The organism is Streptomyces sp. NPDC014907, from assembly GCF_055562975.1.
In genome coordinates this window covers 269,609-284,897 of record NZ_JBVHEG010000002.1, presented here as the reverse complement: position 1 = coordinate 284,897, position 15,289 = coordinate 269,609, and the positions used below count along the sequence as shown (strand labels likewise).

The window sequence follows — 15,289 nt, the reverse complement described above, 5'->3', positions numbered from 1 at the left end:
AGCTGTACGCCTTGCGGTGCTTTCGACTAGGGACGGCCCAGTTGGAGCAGGCGAGGATCCCCGCCTATGGGAGGCGCCGGCCGCGGCTCTCTGCAACGCGTAGCACCTGACCCAAGGCTTCCGTGAGATCTGCTGACGCCGCACGAAGTTCCACGGGGTCGGGCTCCGGGAGGACGAGCAGCGCGATGGCGTGGTGCAGGACATCGGCGGCCTGGTCGAGGTAGGTCGTTTCGACGGTGTCGGCCAGGCGAGACAGGCGGCTGCTGTCGTCGTCGGTGCTTAAGAAGTACGGCTTACCGTCGGGGCCGGACCATGGGAGGAGGCGCAATTCGTCGCGGGAGGTCATCTGTCCGTCTCCCCTCCTTTGAGTGTCTGGTGGGTGGTGAAGAACGCGTCTGCGGTATCGCTGGGGAGGGCCAGGAGTGCGGCCTCGATCACGCGGCCGGTGGAGTTGAGGGCGATGCGCGTGATGGTGAGGACCGTCCGCGTGGGGCTGATGCGGAGGGCGGATGCCTCTTTCGGGGTGGGGAGGCGGGCGGTGACCGTCTCTTGGGTTTCTGTACGGTCCGTGTCTCGACCGCCGGGCCAGGGAGGCGAGGCGAGTCGTGCGGTCGGTGCGAGGTCGCGCGGGATGTAGATGTGGGCCACGCTTCGGGGTGTCGCACCCTCGTAGGTGGTGCAGTGGAACTCCGTCAGGGGGGTGTTGGAGGGGACCTTCAAGAGGGTTCTGATGTGGCCGCGGGCTCGGACGGTGGTGGTTCGGATGTTGGTCTGGAGGTCGGGGGCGAACGGTATGCCAGCGCCGCCCACGTAGGTGATGCGGCGGAGCGGAGCTCGGACGAAGTTGCCCTTGCCCTGGGTCTTCTCGATGAGTCCTTCGGCTTGGAGGAGGGCGAGAGCCTGGCGGAGGGTCGGGGTGCTGACCTTGTATTGGGTGGCCAGTTTGGGTTCCGAAGGGAGACGGGATCCGGGCTTGAGGTGACCGGTGGTGATCTGGGTGCGGAGGTCTTCGGCGATGGTGTCGCGGAGAGTCGGCATGGTCGTGGTCACCACCTTCTCTGGACTCGGAGGGCGACCAGGCGCGTGCGGGGGTGCATGGTCAGTTGCTCACCCGTTTCGAAGAGGAGGCGCTTTGCGCCGAGGGGGAGTTGGCGGAGGTCGGCCACTCGGCAGGGCTGGCCGCCGATCTGGATGACGTCGCCTCGCTGGACGTTGATCGAGCTGATCTCGATGGGGGCGACCACGGCGCCGGTCGGGGTCCAGGACTTCATGCCGTTTCCTCCGGGCGGGGCGGGGTGGTCGCTGGCGTGTGGCAGGCGCAGGCGCATGCCTCGTAGACCACCGGGATGCCGATCGGGGCCGTTGCCGGGGAGGAATGGGCGCACTCGTGATGGGTGCCGATCTGGCACCGGGACGAGCGGTACGGGGTGAGCTTCGTGTGGGGCATCAGGGCGTCTCCGCCTGGGTGAGGTGGGGGCGCTCGACGCTGGGGGCGCACCGACTGACACGGAGCGTGCTGACACCGTGGGCGATGGTCCGTCCCAGTGGGGTGGCGCGGCGTAAGGGCTTGTGGGAGTGGGTGGTTCGGGCGTGCCGTGGTCTGGTGGGGTGGAGTGCGCGGCGGATACGGTTGCGCATGCTGATCAGCTCCCATCGCTGATGGCCGGGTCCCCGGACGTCGCGTGTCGCGGGGACCGCTTGTTCACGGCGGCCCAGAGGGTTCGGCCGCCCAGGCTGGTGGCGAGGAGACCGAAGCGGTCTGCCTGTGCCAGGACTTCCAGGACCTCCCGCCATGTCTCTGCCGGGAGGGTTTCCGGTACCTCCGCTTCGATCGACGTGTGCCTGGCGTGGGCCAGCACGCGTGTGGTGAGTCCGAGTGCGGACAACCGGGCGGCGAGAGCCTCCGCGCTTACTTCGGGAGCAGGCACAGGGCAGCCTCCGTTACCGGTGATCACTTTAAGTGAAGCTAGTTAACTAGATTAGAGCTAGTGGACTAGATTTTCCATATGCCTGAGCAGCCGCCATACCTCCGTATCGCCGACGAACTGCGGCGGCGGATCGCGGAGCACGAGTGGAGTCCTGGAGACCGGCTGCCCTCGCGGGCCCAGATCGGCCAGGAGTGCGGGGTGGGCGAGAACGTCGTTCGCCGGGCCCAGGAGCTGTTGATCTCCCAGGGTGTGTTGGAGGGGCGGGCGGGGTCCGGGACCTACGTGGCCGAGCCCCGGGCGCGGGTGCGGATGGTGCGGTCCGCGGCGCGCGAGCAGCCGGACGAGTCGCCGTTCCGGGCGGACATGAAGGCCGTCGGGCGGAACGGCGGCTGGGAGAGCCGGACCGATGCGAAGGTGCCCGCGCCGGCCGAGATCGCCGCGCGGCTCGGGCTCGGTGAGGGCGAGCTATGTGTCCGGACCGTGTACGAGTTCCTCGCCGACGGTCGGCCCGTGCAGCTGTCTACGAGCTGGGAGCCGTACGACCTCACCGGCGGGACCCTTGTCGTTCTGCCCGAGGGTGGACCGCATGCAGGGGCCGGCGTTGTGAACCGAATGGCCCAGATCGGCGTCACCGTCAGCCACGCCGTCGAGCAGCCCGAGCCGCGGCAGGCGACTGCCGAGGAGGCTTCCCTTCTCGGGATCCAGAAGGCCGCGCTCGTCACGCACATCCGGCGGACGTACTACAGCGACGAGGGTCGCCCCGTCGAGACTGCCGACATCATCGTGCCCGCCGCCCATTGCGAGATCGTCTACGAGATCCCGATCAGCCGCTGAATAGGCTTCGCGCAGGGGGTAGAGTCGCTAGGCTCGGTATCTGCAGCAGCAAATGGAAGCAATGTCCGTCATTATTGCCAGCCGCTCCTGGCTACCAGGCTAGCTTTATGTACCGCTTAGGGGCGATGCGTCGTGGACCCGGACAGCGGATCGCTAGGCGGCTCGCCTGCCAGCCGAATTGCGGGAGACCGTGCGGGCTCGATCGCGTCTCGGTCCGTGACGCCAATTAGTGCGTTGAAAAGCCAAATGAGGCGCATGGAGCGAAGGGAGCCCAGGAGCAGCAAGCCCTCGGCCGGCCAAGCCGAGAATCCCGGTTTGGAGTTCCGGTCGATCAAAAGAAGGAAGATGCACCCTCCGGCAATCAAGAGCATGCTGCTCAGGATGCTGGACCAATTCCGTCGCAAGCTAGGCCCGAACCGCTGACGCATGGCTTGGATTGTATCGCCGCGGGAACTTGCGTACTGTGCGATGGCTGCAGTAGCGAATCCGCCAACCAAGGCCGCGACAGAAGCAGTCGTCGTGTAAACATCCTTCCTTCTATCCAAGCTTGGGCTCTCGAAGAAAGCTGGCATCCCTCCAGCTTTCCACCAGGCTGCGTGAATAGCGAGTACGAGCGCTGCGGCCAGCCAATCAAGGCCCGGCGTTTCGCTCCATATATTCTTGATTCTTGTGACGACCCGGAACATAGCTGCCACACCCCCTCGACCCAAGGAGTCCAACACTAGCTCTAGGCACTGACAGCGGCCCTCAGGTCCCTTTCACGGTCGCGTGCCACCTGCAGGATCGCCTCCACGGCGGACTCGTAGCGAGGACGCGGGTAGTTTGAGCCCACTTCAATGCGGCACTTGACCGTAATGTGGTGCTTTATGAAGTCGAGTGGCTCATCAGTTACTTCGCCATCTTCATCGATCGATGTGATATTGGCCTGCGCGCGATCGATCCCGCTAGGCTCCTCCAGGTAGCCGAGTTCTGACATCAGGGAGTGGATGTCGCCCTGCAATCTGCGTTGTGCACGGAAGCGTGCTACTGGCCCGGGCCCGTTCTTCTTGGGGACTTCCAGCTTCAGTGAAATGCGATGATCCGGGTAGCGTTCGGAGCTAAGTCTTACAAAGCTTGCCAATCCCTCTCCGTCGGGGGGCGGGATGGCGGGGCTCGGACGGTAGCTGAACTCGAAGCTATGAACGGCGTCTGCCTTTTCGAGCTTCTCCCATACATTCTGCCCGATTACAGGCCAGAGGGCGATTTCCTCACTCGCGACGTTGCATCCGTTGAGCCATCGTTGAATAGAAGACGCTCGGGGGGAACCTGGCTTCCCTTGTAGGACACCGATGATATTTCCGTAGTCCAGGAAGCATACCGTTGTTGTGTCGATGGTTCCTTTGTTTCCCTCAAGTCTCATCTCCTCGATTCGCCCCAAATCGAGATCCACTGTCTGGAGCTCACTGGTTCCTACTCTTCCGACGAGAAGATTGAATCGACCGGAGGCGTGGACGGATTGGCCGATGTAGCTGTGTTGAGTGTGGGACAAAATTCGATCGGAAACTGGTCGATTCTCAATCTCCATGAGAGGTGCCTGCCAATTTGCATGTTCCATGCGGGGGTTAACCCCATCCTTGGCGCGCACGATCTCAAAGAAGGCAACCGTTCCTGTCCTCGTCGCCATGGCCCCCACCTCGTTCGCTGTACAGCTGCGTAGCCACATAGCGTGACGGTCCGTGACGATCTTCGCAAGGAGTTGTCGTAAAGCAAGCTGTAGCCGCGTGCGCGCACGTGTGCTTTGGCTTGATCGGGACGGCCAGGTGGCCTGGTCCTGCCTAGTGGGTGCCAAAGCGTAGGCCCGTCGCCGTCGCCGGCTACGAGAGGGGCACGCAAGTTCAATCGATGGCAGAGTCGGCTTGCGTGCGCTTCCGTCACGGCTAGGAGGGTGGATGGTCCAGGCGCTCCAAGGTGAGCTGGTAGGCGTTCCTCAGCCGCGTGAAGTCGTAGAAGTCCCCCTGCGGCTCGCGCCTGACGGTCAATAGCCCCTGCGCTTCGAGTTCCTTGCGGCCCTTGGTCCACGTGTCCGAGGACAGGTTGTAGCGCTGACGCCTCGTCGTGTGGATGTATCGAGGCTCCGAGTGCCCTCCAAGGGCTTCTCTGAGGGCAAACAGTAGGGCCGTTGTCGTTGGCGACAGCTGGAGGAGCCAGCCCCGTGTCCAGAACTCGACCGGCATGCCGACGTAACGGCCTTCCTCCCTTGGTTGCGTGTACATCCCTCCATCGCCGGTGGCGCTCCGCAAGGTGATCGCCGAGGGCCGCCCCCACTGCGGCTGGAGGTCGATGAACTGGTTCTCTTCCAGCCACTTCAAGTTGCTGGCCACCCGCCTAGGCCCCGTCCTCGGGTCGAGTGCGAGCATCTGCGTCCAGCCGTTCGGGCCCGGCGGTCTGCGCAGGTCAAAGGGCTCTTTCGTGGCCATCATGGTGATGCACAGGTAAAGCTGGAGACGCACCTTGCCGCCGCGCCCGCCTTGGATGAGCCGAGCAAGCGGCGGAGGTGAGTCACCGTCCTCAGGTGCGATGACGAACGCCGGCGGGAAAGGGATGTGCCCCCGCCTCTTCGCCTTGTCCGCCGCCCCCTGCAAGTAGGCGAGCGCCTCAGACTGGCGTCCATCGAGTGGCACGTCTTTTACCTTCCTGCAGGAGAAACAGGGATATGGGGCTAACAGGGATACACGGGGGTGCTTGGAGCTTCTCTATGGATCCCGTCACGGGGGTCGAGAGACTACAGCAAGAGCGTAGACCTATACGAGACAAAGGAAGACTACTCATCTGTTGATGTCAAGTGACTCCTGCACAGACGGTAAACACCCCTTTTGACCTGGTGTTTTCTCCCTGTCAACATCGCCTCAGTCAAGCCGGAGATCGTCGCGTGGCCCACCTGGGATGCTGCCGCGATTCCACGGATGAGGGGATTGATAGAGGTTGTCTAACCACGACTCATCGCTCCGAGGCCTCTGGGCGGCGGTCATCGTGCTCGGTGCACTCATGGCCGCCATGCTCAGCACCGCCGCTCTCTGGACGGTGGGAGCGCCTGCGTACGCCGCGCTGGGGGGAGGGGGTGTCACCTTCATCGGTGTAGCCACCCTGGGGTTCACCCTGAGGAAGTTCTTGACCGAGTGAGGAGTAAGGCGTGATGCCGTGAGGCTCTGAGTGGCCGACGTGGGTGCTCAGGGCCGTCCGGTCGGTACGGCGGGAGAAGTCTGAGCTTGTTCTTTGGGGCCTGTGCTGTCGGCGTGCTGCTGTCCGCCGCGGTTGCGCCTCCCTGCTTTGCGTCGCGGGCTGGAAGCATTTCAGCGTCCGACGACGAAGGGGACAGGATGATTCAGCCGACGTGCAGTGCTCCTACCCAGAGCGGAGGCCGCTGCCGGAACAAGGCGATGACGGGTACCTCGCGGTGCTCCAAGCACCAGGGGGCTTGGTCCCCGTACGGGGTCGAGCAGCGGAAGAAGAAGGAAGCCGAAGCCAAGATGAAGAAGCTTCGGAAGAAGCGGTAGCGGGCCGTTGAGTGCGGCCGGCTGACATCCAAAACTGACATCAACGTCGGCGGATGACGGTGGTCGCACACGAACCGCCGTGGCGGTGGTGACCAGCGATCCGCCCTTGGCGAGGGCGCCCCGCACGAGCTTACAAAGCAGATGTCGGCGGTTCGAAACCGTCCGCGCCCACCAGTAGGTAGATAGACAAAGGCCCAGGTCACCGGTATTGAACCGGGAGCCTGGGCCTTGTCCGTTCCCCGGTCGGGAAGGCGACTGCGGGGTGCCGCGCCAGTTACGTGCCAGAAGCGTCGCAAAGGATGTTCCTCGCCGCGCCTTGCCGGGTCCGACGAGCTCGCCTCTCATCACGCCGTTATGGAGGGCTTGGAGCGGTCTCGGACCCGCACGTGACGATGCCGGCGGTTGCGCTGTCCGGCCCGATGGCTGGGCTCAGCGGCACAGCCCCATGATGGTGTCGTCAAAGTCGGGGAACTCTTGTGCGGCCTGCGCGACGATCGTCGTTGCCGACGCGCGGCAGGCCGGAGCGTACTGCTCGGCGATGGCCGTCAGGTCCTCGTTGACCTGCGGAGTCCAATCGGGCTCGGGTGCGTAGAAGGCGGCCGCTTCCCACGGGCCCAAGCCGTCGGCCAGCAGCCACAGGAAGGCGCCCAGGTCGCGTGCGACTACCCCGGTCTCCCCTTCGGATCCCATGAAGACAACGGGCTGCTCTGCGAGGTCCCGGTCTGGACGGACGAGCCAGAAGGCCGCGTGCCCACCGGTGCCGTCTTGGCCGAAGACGCGGAAATCATCGCCGGTCAGGTCGCTGTTGCCCGTCCACGCGCGGAGCCAATCCGTTGTCTCGTCGGCAGTCAGGAAGGACTCGTAGGGTTCGAAGTCGACGCCGTCCTCGCCCATGCGGTCGAGCCGGATTGCCATGGCAGCGGCGAGCGCGGCGGGAAACCGGCGGTCTTCGTTCGGGGTCATGCGAACAGATTAGTGGCCGCCTGAAAGGCCCATGACGCGCCCGGCATCACTGACTGCGCACGGTGGCGTTCGCAGGAGGCTTGCAAGAGCAGCCGTGAGCAGTCGCCCGCAGCGGACAAGGGCGTCATGACGTTGGCGATGTGGGTCGATGGCCGGCAGATGCAGTGCTGCGGAAAGACCTTCGCGCCAGGGGATGGTGTCTCGTGGACGCTATTGGAGGCCGATCCGGAGAACCACGCCGACATCGGTGGTGGCGAAGATGCGGATGAAATCGCCTTTTGTGCCGCCGGCAGCGGTCGGTCACGGCCGGGGCGACTCCTGAGCAGCCGGTCCCCACGACTCACCGCCTCGCGCCGCGTGCCCTGGGCAACACAGGGGTGCGGACGTCGGCGAGCCGGGCCGGGGTCGCGAACGGGACGGCGGAGATCGGCGTCACCGTCGCCCATGTTGTCGAGCGGCCGGGGCTAGCCTGTGGGGACGGCGGTCGTCATCGTGTCCGGCCCTGTGCGGGATCGTCCACGAGATCCCGGTCGATCGCTGATGGAGCATCACGAGGGGGAGTCATGGAGTCGCTCGGTTTCGTCGTCGGTGGTCTGGTCTGGGGCGCGCCTGTCGCCGCCCTCGTGGTGCTGGTGGTGGTGGCCGTCGTTGCCGGGCGATGGCGGCGGAAGGCCATCGCGGCTCTGGAGGACGAGGGGCTGGAGGAGGGCCGGCGGCGCGGGTCCGGGCGGCCGGTCGGTACGGCGGGAGAAGCCTGAACACGTTCTCCGGGTCGTGTGCTGTCGGCGTGCTGCCGTCCGCCGCGCTTGCGCCTCCCCCTCCGTGGCGAGCGCTGGAAGCATTCCGGTGTCCGGTGTTCGGCGACGAAGGGGACGGGATGGTTCAGCCGAAGTGCGGTGCTCCTACCCGGAGCGGAGGCCGCTGCCAGAACAAGGCGGTCACGGGTACCTCGCGGTGTTCCAGGCACCAGGGGCCGTGGTCTCCGTACGGGGTCGAGCAGCGGAAGAAGAAGGAAGCCGAGGCCAGGATGAGGAAGCTCCGGAAGAAGCGCTAGCGAGCCATCGAGTGAGGCCGCGCGCGGCGACTCGCGGCGTTCGTCAGCCGGGCAGGTCGCCGTCGCCGCCCAGGTTGGCGACTGTGCGGCGCAGGACGTTGATCGTGGTCACGAAGTCGGCCGTGTCCACGCCTTCGTGTACCCGCCGGTGCACGCGCAGGTTGCGCTCCTTGGCCCGGAGGCGCCCGTCCTCTCCCGTCTCGGTGAGGGTCATGAGCCCCGCGTCCTCCACCAGCCGGCCACGGGCGACGAGGTCGTCGAAGACGCTGTCGAAGTCGGTCCCGAGGTCGTCCCACTTCGCCGGCCGTTCGGTCGGCGCCGCGCGGGTCCACCGGCCCGGCTGCCCGGCGACGTGGTTGAGCGTCCACCAGTACGGCTGGGTGAGGTCCTCCACCGCCAACTGCTCACGAAGGGCCCCGACCACCAGCCGGCACGCCACGCCCGTCCACGCCCCGATGGGCTGGGCGGCCACCTGCTCCTCCGGGTACTCCCTGGGCGTCACGCTCATGCGCTCCCCCTCGTGATCGGTGGAATGCGATCACCGTAGGACCTCAAATCCGGTTGAGATCAAGGCGCTTCCTGCAGTCCGCTCCCGGTGGACGCCCCGGCGGGACGGCCACCGGAAACCCCTGGCCGAGGGCGGGGCGAACGCGCCCCGCGCCGGTTCGCGCCGCACGGGCGGAGAGTTGACGGAACGTGCGCGCGGCGGGTGTACTCCGGCCATGACCGAGGTGGGGGACGCGCCCGAACAGGGCGATCGGGGCGGCGAGATGACGCCGCAGCGGTACATCGAGACGAGACTCGCGCAGTACCAGGAGTGGTACGACACCAAGGCGACCCGCGCGAAGGCGATGCACCAGCGGATGCGGACCCTGTCCGTCGTCGGCGGGTCGCTCGTGCCGGTGCTCGTGAACGTGGACCTGGACTCCGCGCGGGTCGCGGCCACGGTGCTGAGCGTGGTCGTCGTCGCCGCCGTGTCGCTGGAGAGCGTGTACCGGTACCGGGAGCAGTGGAAGAACTACCGCTCCACCGAACAGCTCCTCGGGCACGAACGCGTCTACTTCGAGGCCAGGGTGGGGCCGTACCACGACCTGCCGAAGCGGCAGTCGTTCCAGCTGCTCGTCGCCCGGGTCGAGAAGGCCATCGCCAACGAGAACTCGGCCACCCTGAACGTCATGACGCTCGGCGGGCAGGTCGGTTCCGACATGCAGCAGTACGGGGTCCCCGCCGCCCGCGAGGCGGTCGGCGAGGTCCGGTCGGAGAGCGTCCGGGCCGAGTACGTACGGGTGGAGAGCGACGCCCGGGTGGAGAGCGGCGCCCGGACGGAGAGCGGCGTTCGCGAGGGCGCCTGAACCGCCCGTCACGCCCCGAAGTCGTACTCCAGGACGTACGACGACGAGTCGAGCGTCATCTCGTTGAGCTCCACCGCCGTCCCCGTCTCCGTGAAGGCCGTGCGGTCGATGAGGACCACCGGCGTTCCGGGGCCCAGGGCCAGCCGCTCGGACTCGTCCGCCGTCGGCATCCGGCAGCGGACCTCCTCGCGGAAGCGCACCGGCCGCCGGCCCAGTTCGGCGAGCCGCGCGTAGGTGCCGCCCGGGCCCGTGTCCGGGGCGGTGATCGGCGTGCCGCGCACCAGCTCGGCGGAGAGGTACGAGACGGAGAGCAGCACCGGCCGGGAGTCCAGGACGAACCGGCGGCTGCGGACGCAGACGGGCGCGCCCGGCGGCAGGTCCAGGGCCTCCGCGACCCGGGCGCCCGCCTCCTCCTCCGTCACCTCGATCCGGTCGACCACCAGGTCCCGGTCCCCGATGTCCGCCGACCAGACCGAACGGCCGCCGCCCCAGTGGTCGCCCGCGAGGCGCGGGACGCCCCGGCGGCGCAGCGGGCGGAAGACGCGGACGAAGACGCCCGCGCCCCTGCGCGCCTCGGTGAGTCCTTCGGCCCGCAGGACGGAGAGGGCCTGGCGGGCCGTCATCCGGGCCACGTCGTGGGTCGCCATGAGGTCGTTCTCGCCAGGGAGGCGGTCGCCCGGCGCGAAGGTGCCCGACCGGATCGCGGACCTCAACTCCTCTGCGATCTTCTGGTACTTGGGCCGCCGGGCGCTGTCCTGGTCGGTCACGGGTGGTGCCCTCCCTTCATTTGCGGCACACCCTACGGCGCACTTCCCGGCGGGGAGGCACACGTGTACGCCTTCCCGGCCGGCCGATCCGTCCAACGGGCGACATCTCTAGAGACGCGTTGACAGGAAGGAGCCGCCGCGCTTCCCTGAGTGTCCCCATGCTTCAGGTTCCGGGACGGAGGGGACGCGTGCAGTCATGGCCCGAGGTCGGTGACCTCGTCCGCGACACCGCCACCGGGCGGGTCGGTTTCTACGTGGCCAGCGTCTCCGGGCGCTTCCGCATCAGGGCCGTCCACGGCGGCGCCGAGTGGGAGGCCGAGCCCGTCGACATCCAGCTCGCCACGCCCCTGCACGAGCTGCGGGCCCGTACCGCCGAGATCAACGCGCGGAGCAGGCGCGGCCTCGGCGCCTGAGCCGGAGCGCGCGCGACGGCGGGGAGACCGGCCGGGGCCGGCGCGGTTGTCGGTGGTGCGCGTCACACTGGGGGCATGTGCCGCAGCATCAAGACGCTCCGCCCGCCCGTACTGCCCGAGGAGGCGACCGGGGACGACATCCGGGCCGCCGCCCTGCAGTACGTCCGCAAGGTCTCCGGCTTCCGCGCCCCCGCCGCCCACAACCGCGAGGTCTTCGAACGGGCCGTGGACGAGGTCGCGGAGGCCACCGCGAGGCTCCTCGACGGCCTGGAGGTGCGCGGGGCGCGCCCTACCGTCAGGAGGCAGCCGCGGGAGCCGGGCCCGGACGCTGGATGAGGTACGCGGCCAGGCCGCCCGCGAGGAAGAGCGCGAGGGTCGACACCCCCGCGGCGAACCAGGTCGCGCCCAGCCACTGACCGCCCAGCCAGCCGAGTCCCACGCTGTACGACGCCCAGGTCACGCCCGCGACCGCCGACCACGGCAGGAACTCCTCGATCCGCCGCCTCGACGCGCCCGCCCCCAGGGAGACCACGGAGCGGCCCGCCGGGGCGAAGCGCGCGAGGACCACGAGCAGTCCGCCGCCCCGGGCGAGGGCGGTGCCGAGACGTTCCTGCGCCAGGGAGAGGCGGCGCGAGCGCGCTATCGCCCGGTCCAGCCCGGCCCCGCCGCGCCGTGCCAGCTGGTACGCGAGGAAGTCGCCGAGCACCGAGGCCGTGGCCGCGCAGAGGAGCAGGGGGAGGAGCGACGGCACACCGGGGGTGGCCGTCGTGGCCGTCGCGGCGGCCGTGGCGGCGGTGACCACCAGGAAGCCGCTCGGCAGCACGGGCAGGAAGACGTCGAGCAGGATCGACGTCGCCACCACCGGGTAGATCCACGGACCGGCGGTGAGCGACCGCACCGAGCCCAGGCTGTCGAGCAGATTCACAGGGGCAGAGCCTACGCGGGGGAGGGGGTCCGCCGTCCGGTGGGTGTCCGGCGGGGGCGTCGGGACCTGCGGGATCGCGGGGACGCGCCGGTGTGCGAACGTGCGGAGAACTGGGGGAACCCGGGGGGAACCGTCCGGGACGGCGACCGGTCCCCGCCGCGCGCCGTACGCGGGAAAGGCCGGAATCCGCGTTGTGGGGACCGTCCTCCTCCTGTTGGGCGGTCCCCGGGGGGTGTCGCGCGGGGCGGGGCGCCCGGGGTGGTGTCGCGCGGGGCGGGGTTCCCGGGGCCGGCCGGCGGGGGCGCCCGGTGCCTCACGCCTCCAGGCGGCTCAGCGCCTCCATGGCCTCCCGCTCCACGCGCGCGAGGTCGCCGAGGACCGTGCCGGCCCGGACGAGGAACCGTTCCTCACCCGTCTCACCGGCCTCCCCGACGAGCGCCGCCACTTCCGTCCACAGGGTGGCCGCCTCGGCGTACAGCGTGTGGCCGGTGCGCAGACGGGCGCTGTCGAGCACGTCGGCGCACTCGGCGAGGAAGTCGCGGTAGAGGTTGCGGAACAGGGCGCCGCCGGTACCGGCCTTCTCCATCAGGAGGGCGGCCCGCGGCAGGTCCCGCTCCGGGGCGTCGGTGCGCCGGAGCCATGTGCGCACCAGTTTCCCTGCCTTCTCGATGCCCCGGTGGCCGAGGTTGGCGACGGGCGGGTGGAGGAAGGCGTCGGCGCAGGCGGTGACGGCCGGCACGATCCGGTCCCTCGGAGAGGGCGGGTTCGCCGGCGCGCCGAGGGTGAACGAGCGGTGCCTGGCGGTCATCGGGCCGCGTGCGGCCCTGGCGCGGGCGAGGCCGGCCAGACCGGTGGAGACCGCTCCGCCCTGCTGTTCGGTGTCCACCAGGTAGGCCTTGTGGTCGTCGTAGCCGTACAGGGCCACGATGTGGCCGCCGAAGTGGACCTTCGTGTTGAAGTAGTCCAGGTGGTAGCTGTCGAGTTGCAGTCCGACGGGGTGGCCGGCGTCGACGGACGCCGCGACCGCGTCCCACGCCTTGCGCGGGGACGTGGTCTCCTGGACCAGCAGCTCCAGCCCGAGCGCGGCGGCCAGGTTCCTGGTGAGTTCGAAGGGTCTGACCCGTCCCCCGAGGAAGGGGAAGTCCATGTTCCTGCTGTCCCAGTAGACGAAGGACAGGCCGGAACCGAGGCCGAAGAGCATGGGTTCGGACAGGTCGATCCCCCGGTGCCGCAGCAGCACCCCCAGCGTCGTCGTCTCGCAGTGCAGCGCACCCCGGACGTCGATGTCGATCATCGTGGTCATGCCGTGTCCTCCCGGACGGAGACGATGGGGCGGGTCGCCGGTCCGTCCCGTGGTGACTCCGCCGGGCGACGGGACGGGTCTCGCACGCCTTCGTGGTGGACCCTCCCACAGGGGGAGGGTCCGGTGCCATGACGGTGTGCCCGGCGGCGTTCCGCCCGCCGCTCAGGCCGCGGCCGGCGTGGTCCGCTCCTCGCGCGCCGCCTTCTCCGTCTCCTCCCGGGTCCCGGCCCCGCCGGGGAGGAGCCGGTCCAGGGCCAGCGCGCCGGGGCCGGTGAAGACGAGCAGGAGGAAGACCCAGCAGAACAGGGCCGCGATCTCCCCGCCGTTCTGCAGCGGGAAGAGGGACTCGGGCTGGTGGACCTTGAAGTACGCGTACGCCATCGAGCCCGAGGCGAGGAGGGCGGCGCTCCGGGTGCCGAGGCCGGCCAGGACCAGGACGCCCGCGACGAGCTGGATCACCGCCGCGTACCAGCCGGGCCAGGTGCCCGTGGGGATCGTGCCGCCGCCCATGGCGCCGCCGAGGACGCCGAAGAGCGAGGCGGCGCCGTGGCAGGCGAAGAGCAGGCCGGCGACCATGCGGAAGAGGCCGAGCGCGTACGGCTGGGCCCGGTCGAGGCGGGCCGTGAGGCCGGCGGCGCCGGACGGGCCGCTCGTGCCGCCGGGGGTTTCGGGGGTGCTGGTGTTCTTCACGGGTGGGGACTCCTTCGGTCTGGCCTCGTTCGTGGGGCGAACGGGGTGGGGGACGGAACCGATGAGTCGGTAGGTTAGGTTCACCTCATTAGTACTTGCAAGTTCAACATTGAGCCGCGCGGGAAGTGTGGGGTCGTGTTCACTTCCCGCGCGGCTCGGCAGTGTCGTTTCTTCGGAGGGAGTGCCGTGCCGTCAGCAGCCGTTGAGGACGGACTGGAGGGCGCTCTTCTCGGCGGAGTCGACGCTGAGCTTCCAGTAGTACTTCACGTGCACCCAGGCCCGGGCGTACGTGCAGCGGTAGGCCGTCCTCGGGGGCATCCACTTCGCCGGGTCGAGGTCGCCCTTCGCCTGGTTCACGTTGTCCGTCACGGCGATGAGCTGCGGCCGGGTCAGGTCGTTGGCGAAGGCCTGGCGCTGGGAGGCGGTCCAGGAACTGGCGCCGGAGCGCCAGGACTCGGCCAGGGGGACCACGTGGTCGATGTCGAGGTCCGAGGCGGCCGTCCAGGTGGCGCCGTCGTACTCGGAGTACCAGCTGCCGCTGGTGGCGGCGCAGTTGGAGTCGGTGACGACGTTGCTGCCGTCCCGCTTGAGGACGGTCTCGCGCGTGTTGCAGGTGCCGGACTGGGTGATCCAGTGCGGGAAGAGGTCCCGGCTGTAGCCCGAGGTGGAACCTTCCGCCCTCACCGTGAGGGAGGCCAGGTAGCTGCGGGCGGTCGCGGCGCTGACCGGGGTCGGGAGGGCGGCCTGGGCGGTGGGGGCGGTGGCCAGCAGGCCGGTGGTGGTGAGGGCGGCGGAGGCGGCGAGCACCGCGATTCGACGCGCGTAGACCGTGTGTATGGACATGTGAACTCCCTTGGCGTGGCGGGACCTCGGCGGAAGCGTCCCCGTGGGCTGCCGGGCGGCGCCCGGTCATCGTGACGGCGCCGGGTTTCCGTGGGGGGTGCGCCAGGTAACAGAGTGGCGTCATGGGCACGACACATCAAGAGGTGCGTCCCCCACTGGCGGAGCGTCAGATTCCGCCCGGCGTCCCGGGGTTGTGGGGGCGCGCCGGCCGGGGCGGGCTGTTCTTCCGCGCGCGGGAGCGCGTGCGCCGGGGAGTGCGAGGGGGCGCGGAGAGCGCCGGGGAGGCGGGTGCGAGGGCCGGGCGTGTGCGGGAGGGGTGCGGGACCGGCCTCGGGGAGCGTCGCTACAGCGGTCGACGCCAAGCCCGTGATCCGGAACCTGCGGCCCGGTGGAGGGCCTGGCCCGCGACCGGGTCGACCTGAACAAGGTGATCACGCACTGGCCCGGCATGCCGAAGGCCGCCGGCTCCCTGGTCACCCATCAGGTCCGCGCCCACGACCCGCCGCGCGTGTGCGGACGCGACGTCCGCCCCACCCCGCTCGGGCCGGCGTCCACCGCGTACGGGCGGATCGCCAAGACCGGGCACCCGCTGCGCGTGGCCGACCCGGGAGAACGACACCTGCCGACGCCGGATGAACCGCCGGCACCCCCGCCGCAGGCGCCCCGCGCCCACCGCGCGCCCCG

Annotated in this window: 18 protein-coding genes and 2 pseudogenes; 7 read left to right on the top strand and 13 right to left on the bottom strand. The window is 69.0% G+C overall.

What is annotated here, in order from left to right:
• Window positions 1-64: 64 nt before the first annotated feature.
• The 4 genes and pseudogenes from ACZ3IL_RS06730 to ACZ3IL_RS06715 form a co-directional block, all read right to left on the bottom strand.
• Window positions 65-346: a hypothetical protein gene (locus ACZ3IL_RS06730; RefSeq protein ID WP_467387331.1), complete on the bottom strand. Its 282-nt coding sequence runs from the start codon at window positions 344-346 to the stop codon at window positions 65-67.
• Window positions 343-1,050 carry a GntR family transcriptional regulator gene (locus ACZ3IL_RS06725; RefSeq protein ID WP_467387330.1) on the bottom strand — a complete coding sequence of 236 codons (708 nt, stop codon included), beginning with the start codon at window positions 1,048-1,050 and terminating at the stop codon, window positions 343-345. The genes ACZ3IL_RS06730 and ACZ3IL_RS06725 overlap by 4 nt, the downstream gene beginning before the upstream one ends.
• The gene (locus ACZ3IL_RS06720; protein ID WP_367204100.1) at window positions 1,047-1,271 is read right to left on the bottom strand and encodes a hypothetical protein; all 225 of its coding nucleotides are present in this window, start codon (window positions 1,269-1,271) and stop codon (window positions 1,047-1,049) included. Before ACZ3IL_RS06720 ends, ACZ3IL_RS06725 begins: the two co-directional genes overlap by 4 nt.
• Window positions 1,272-1,653: 382 nt before the next feature.
• Window positions 1,654-1,928 (bottom strand): annotated as a pseudogene (locus ACZ3IL_RS06715) (hypothetical protein); the annotation flags it as partial.
• Window positions 1,929-2,006: 78 nt separating this feature from the next.
• Between ACZ3IL_RS06715 and ACZ3IL_RS06710 the strand changes: the two are divergent.
• On the top strand, window positions 2,007-2,762 hold the full coding sequence (locus ACZ3IL_RS06710; protein WP_467387327.1) for a GntR family transcriptional regulator: 756 nt from the start codon (window positions 2,007-2,009) through the stop codon (window positions 2,760-2,762).
• 727 nt (window positions 2,763-3,489) lie between these two features.
• On the opposite strand, the gene ACZ3IL_RS06705 is transcribed toward ACZ3IL_RS06710, so the two are convergent.
• From ACZ3IL_RS06705 to ACZ3IL_RS06695, 3 genes are all read right to left on the bottom strand, one after another.
• Window positions 3,490-4,425 (bottom strand): hypothetical protein, encoded by a 936-nt coding sequence (locus ACZ3IL_RS06705; RefSeq protein ID WP_365342124.1) that lies wholly within the window; start codon window positions 4,423-4,425, stop codon window positions 3,490-3,492.
• Window positions 4,426-4,678: 253 nt separating this feature from the next.
• On the bottom strand, window positions 4,679-5,422 hold the full coding sequence (locus ACZ3IL_RS06700; RefSeq protein ID WP_467387323.1) for a hypothetical protein: 744 nt from the start codon (window positions 5,420-5,422) through the stop codon (window positions 4,679-4,681).
• Window positions 5,423-6,724: 1,302 nt separating this feature from the next.
• Window positions 6,725-7,258, bottom strand: coding sequence for an SMI1/KNR4 family protein (locus tag ACZ3IL_RS06695; protein ID WP_467387321.1), 534 nt, complete (start codon window positions 7,256-7,258; stop codon window positions 6,725-6,727).
• A 126-nt stretch (window positions 7,259-7,384) separates the two neighbouring features.
• Between ACZ3IL_RS06695 and ACZ3IL_RS06690 the strand changes: the two genes are divergently transcribed.
• Window positions 7,385-7,726, top strand: coding sequence for a DUF6578 domain-containing protein (locus ACZ3IL_RS06690; protein WP_467387319.1), 342 nt, complete (start codon window positions 7,385-7,387; stop codon window positions 7,724-7,726).
• A 95-nt stretch (window positions 7,727-7,821) separates the two neighbouring features.
• Window positions 7,822-8,016 (top strand): hypothetical protein, encoded by a 195-nt coding sequence (locus ACZ3IL_RS06685; RefSeq protein WP_467387317.1) that lies wholly within the window; start codon window positions 7,822-7,824, stop codon window positions 8,014-8,016.
• Between the two features lie 339 nt (window positions 8,017-8,355).
• On the opposite strand, the gene ACZ3IL_RS06680 is transcribed toward ACZ3IL_RS06685, so the two are convergent.
• Window positions 8,356-8,820 carry a MarR family transcriptional regulator gene (locus tag ACZ3IL_RS06680; protein WP_467387315.1) on the bottom strand — a complete coding sequence of 155 codons (465 nt, stop codon included), beginning with the start codon at window positions 8,818-8,820 and terminating at the stop codon, window positions 8,356-8,358.
• Window positions 8,821-9,034: 214 nt separating this feature from the next.
• Between ACZ3IL_RS06680 and ACZ3IL_RS06675 the strand changes: the two genes are divergently transcribed.
• On the top strand, window positions 9,035-9,664 hold the full coding sequence (locus ACZ3IL_RS06675; RefSeq protein WP_467387314.1) for a DUF4231 domain-containing protein: 630 nt from the start codon (window positions 9,035-9,037) through the stop codon (window positions 9,662-9,664).
• A gap of 8 nt (window positions 9,665-9,672) precedes the next feature.
• Here ACZ3IL_RS06675 and ACZ3IL_RS06670 read toward each other — a convergent pair whose 3' ends face one another.
• Window positions 9,673-10,431, bottom strand: coding sequence for a GntR family transcriptional regulator (locus ACZ3IL_RS06670; RefSeq protein ID WP_467387313.1), 759 nt, complete (start codon window positions 10,429-10,431; stop codon window positions 9,673-9,675).
• 188 nt (window positions 10,432-10,619) lie between these two features.
• On the opposite strand from ACZ3IL_RS06670, the gene ACZ3IL_RS06665 reads away from it, so the two are divergent.
• Together ACZ3IL_RS06665 and ACZ3IL_RS06660 are read left to right on the top strand one after the other, a co-directional pair.
• Entirely contained in the window at window positions 10,620-10,844 is a 225-nt protein-coding gene (locus ACZ3IL_RS06665; protein WP_467387311.1) for a hypothetical protein, read from the top strand.
• A 75-nt stretch (window positions 10,845-10,919) separates the two neighbouring features.
• On the top strand, window positions 10,920-11,180 hold the full coding sequence (locus tag ACZ3IL_RS06660; RefSeq protein WP_467387309.1) for a DUF2277 domain-containing protein: 261 nt from the start codon (window positions 10,920-10,922) through the stop codon (window positions 11,178-11,180).
• Here ACZ3IL_RS06660 and ACZ3IL_RS06655 read toward each other — a convergent pair.
• The 4 genes from ACZ3IL_RS06655 to ACZ3IL_RS06640 form a co-directional block, all read right to left on the bottom strand.
• Window positions 11,140-11,769 (bottom strand): DedA family protein, encoded by a 630-nt coding sequence (locus ACZ3IL_RS06655; RefSeq protein ID WP_467387307.1) that lies wholly within the window; start codon window positions 11,767-11,769, stop codon window positions 11,140-11,142. The genes ACZ3IL_RS06660 and ACZ3IL_RS06655 overlap by 41 nt on opposite strands.
• Before the next feature lie 313 nt (window positions 11,770-12,082).
• Window positions 12,083-13,072 (bottom strand): BtrH N-terminal domain-containing protein, encoded by a 990-nt coding sequence (locus ACZ3IL_RS06650; RefSeq protein WP_467387305.1) that lies wholly within the window; start codon window positions 13,070-13,072, stop codon window positions 12,083-12,085.
• Window positions 13,073-13,234: 162 nt separating this feature from the next.
• On the bottom strand, window positions 13,235-13,648 hold the full coding sequence (locus tag ACZ3IL_RS06645; RefSeq protein ID WP_467388180.1) for a DoxX family protein: 414 nt from the start codon (window positions 13,646-13,648) through the stop codon (window positions 13,235-13,237).
• 306 nt (window positions 13,649-13,954) lie between these two features.
• Complete coding sequence (locus tag ACZ3IL_RS06640; protein WP_467388178.1) at window positions 13,955-14,599, bottom strand: HNH endonuclease family protein; 645 nt, start codon at window positions 14,597-14,599, stop codon at window positions 13,955-13,957.
• Between the two features lie 376 nt (window positions 14,600-14,975).
• On the opposite strand from ACZ3IL_RS06640, the pseudogene ACZ3IL_RS06635 reads away from it, so the two are divergent.
• A pseudogene (locus tag ACZ3IL_RS06635) lies at window positions 14,976-15,249 on the top strand (Tn3 family transposase); the annotation flags it as partial.
• Window positions 15,250-15,289: the final 40 nt, after the last annotated feature.

Coding starts and splice junctions, on each gene's coding strand:
- ACZ3IL_RS06690 (WP_467387319.1), top strand. CDS start 7,385: ATGACGTTGGCGATGTGGGTCGATGGCCGGCAGATGCAGTGCTGCGGA.
- ACZ3IL_RS06705 (WP_365342124.1), bottom strand. CDS start 4,425: ATGGCGACGAGGACAGGAACGGTTGCCTTCTTTGAGATCGTGCGCGCC.
- ACZ3IL_RS06720 (WP_367204100.1), bottom strand. CDS start 1,271: ATGAAGTCCTGGACCCCGACCGGCGCCGTGGTCGCCCCCATCGAGATC.
- ACZ3IL_RS06650 (WP_467387305.1), bottom strand. CDS start 13,072: ATGACCACGATGATCGACATCGACGTCCGGGGTGCGCTGCACTGCGAG.
- ACZ3IL_RS06685 (WP_467387317.1), top strand. CDS start 7,822: ATGGAGTCGCTCGGTTTCGTCGTCGGTGGTCTGGTCTGGGGCGCGCCT.
- ACZ3IL_RS06645 (WP_467388180.1), bottom strand. CDS start 13,648: ATGGTCGCCGGCCTGCTCTTCGCCTGCCACGGCGCCGCCTCGCTCTTC.
- ACZ3IL_RS06695 (WP_467387321.1), bottom strand. CDS start 7,258: ATGACCCCGAACGAAGACCGCCGGTTTCCCGCCGCGCTCGCCGCTGCC.
- ACZ3IL_RS06730 (WP_467387331.1), bottom strand. CDS start 346: ATGACCTCCCGCGACGAATTGCGCCTCCTCCCATGGTCCGGCCCCGAC.
- ACZ3IL_RS06710 (WP_467387327.1), top strand. CDS start 2,007: ATGCCTGAGCAGCCGCCATACCTCCGTATCGCCGACGAACTGCGGCGG.
- ACZ3IL_RS06675 (WP_467387314.1), top strand. CDS start 9,035: ATGACCGAGGTGGGGGACGCGCCCGAACAGGGCGATCGGGGCGGCGAG.
- ACZ3IL_RS06660 (WP_467387309.1), top strand. CDS start 10,920: ATGTGCCGCAGCATCAAGACGCTCCGCCCGCCCGTACTGCCCGAGGAG.
- ACZ3IL_RS06680 (WP_467387315.1), bottom strand. CDS start 8,820: ATGAGCGTGACGCCCAGGGAGTACCCGGAGGAGCAGGTGGCCGCCCAG.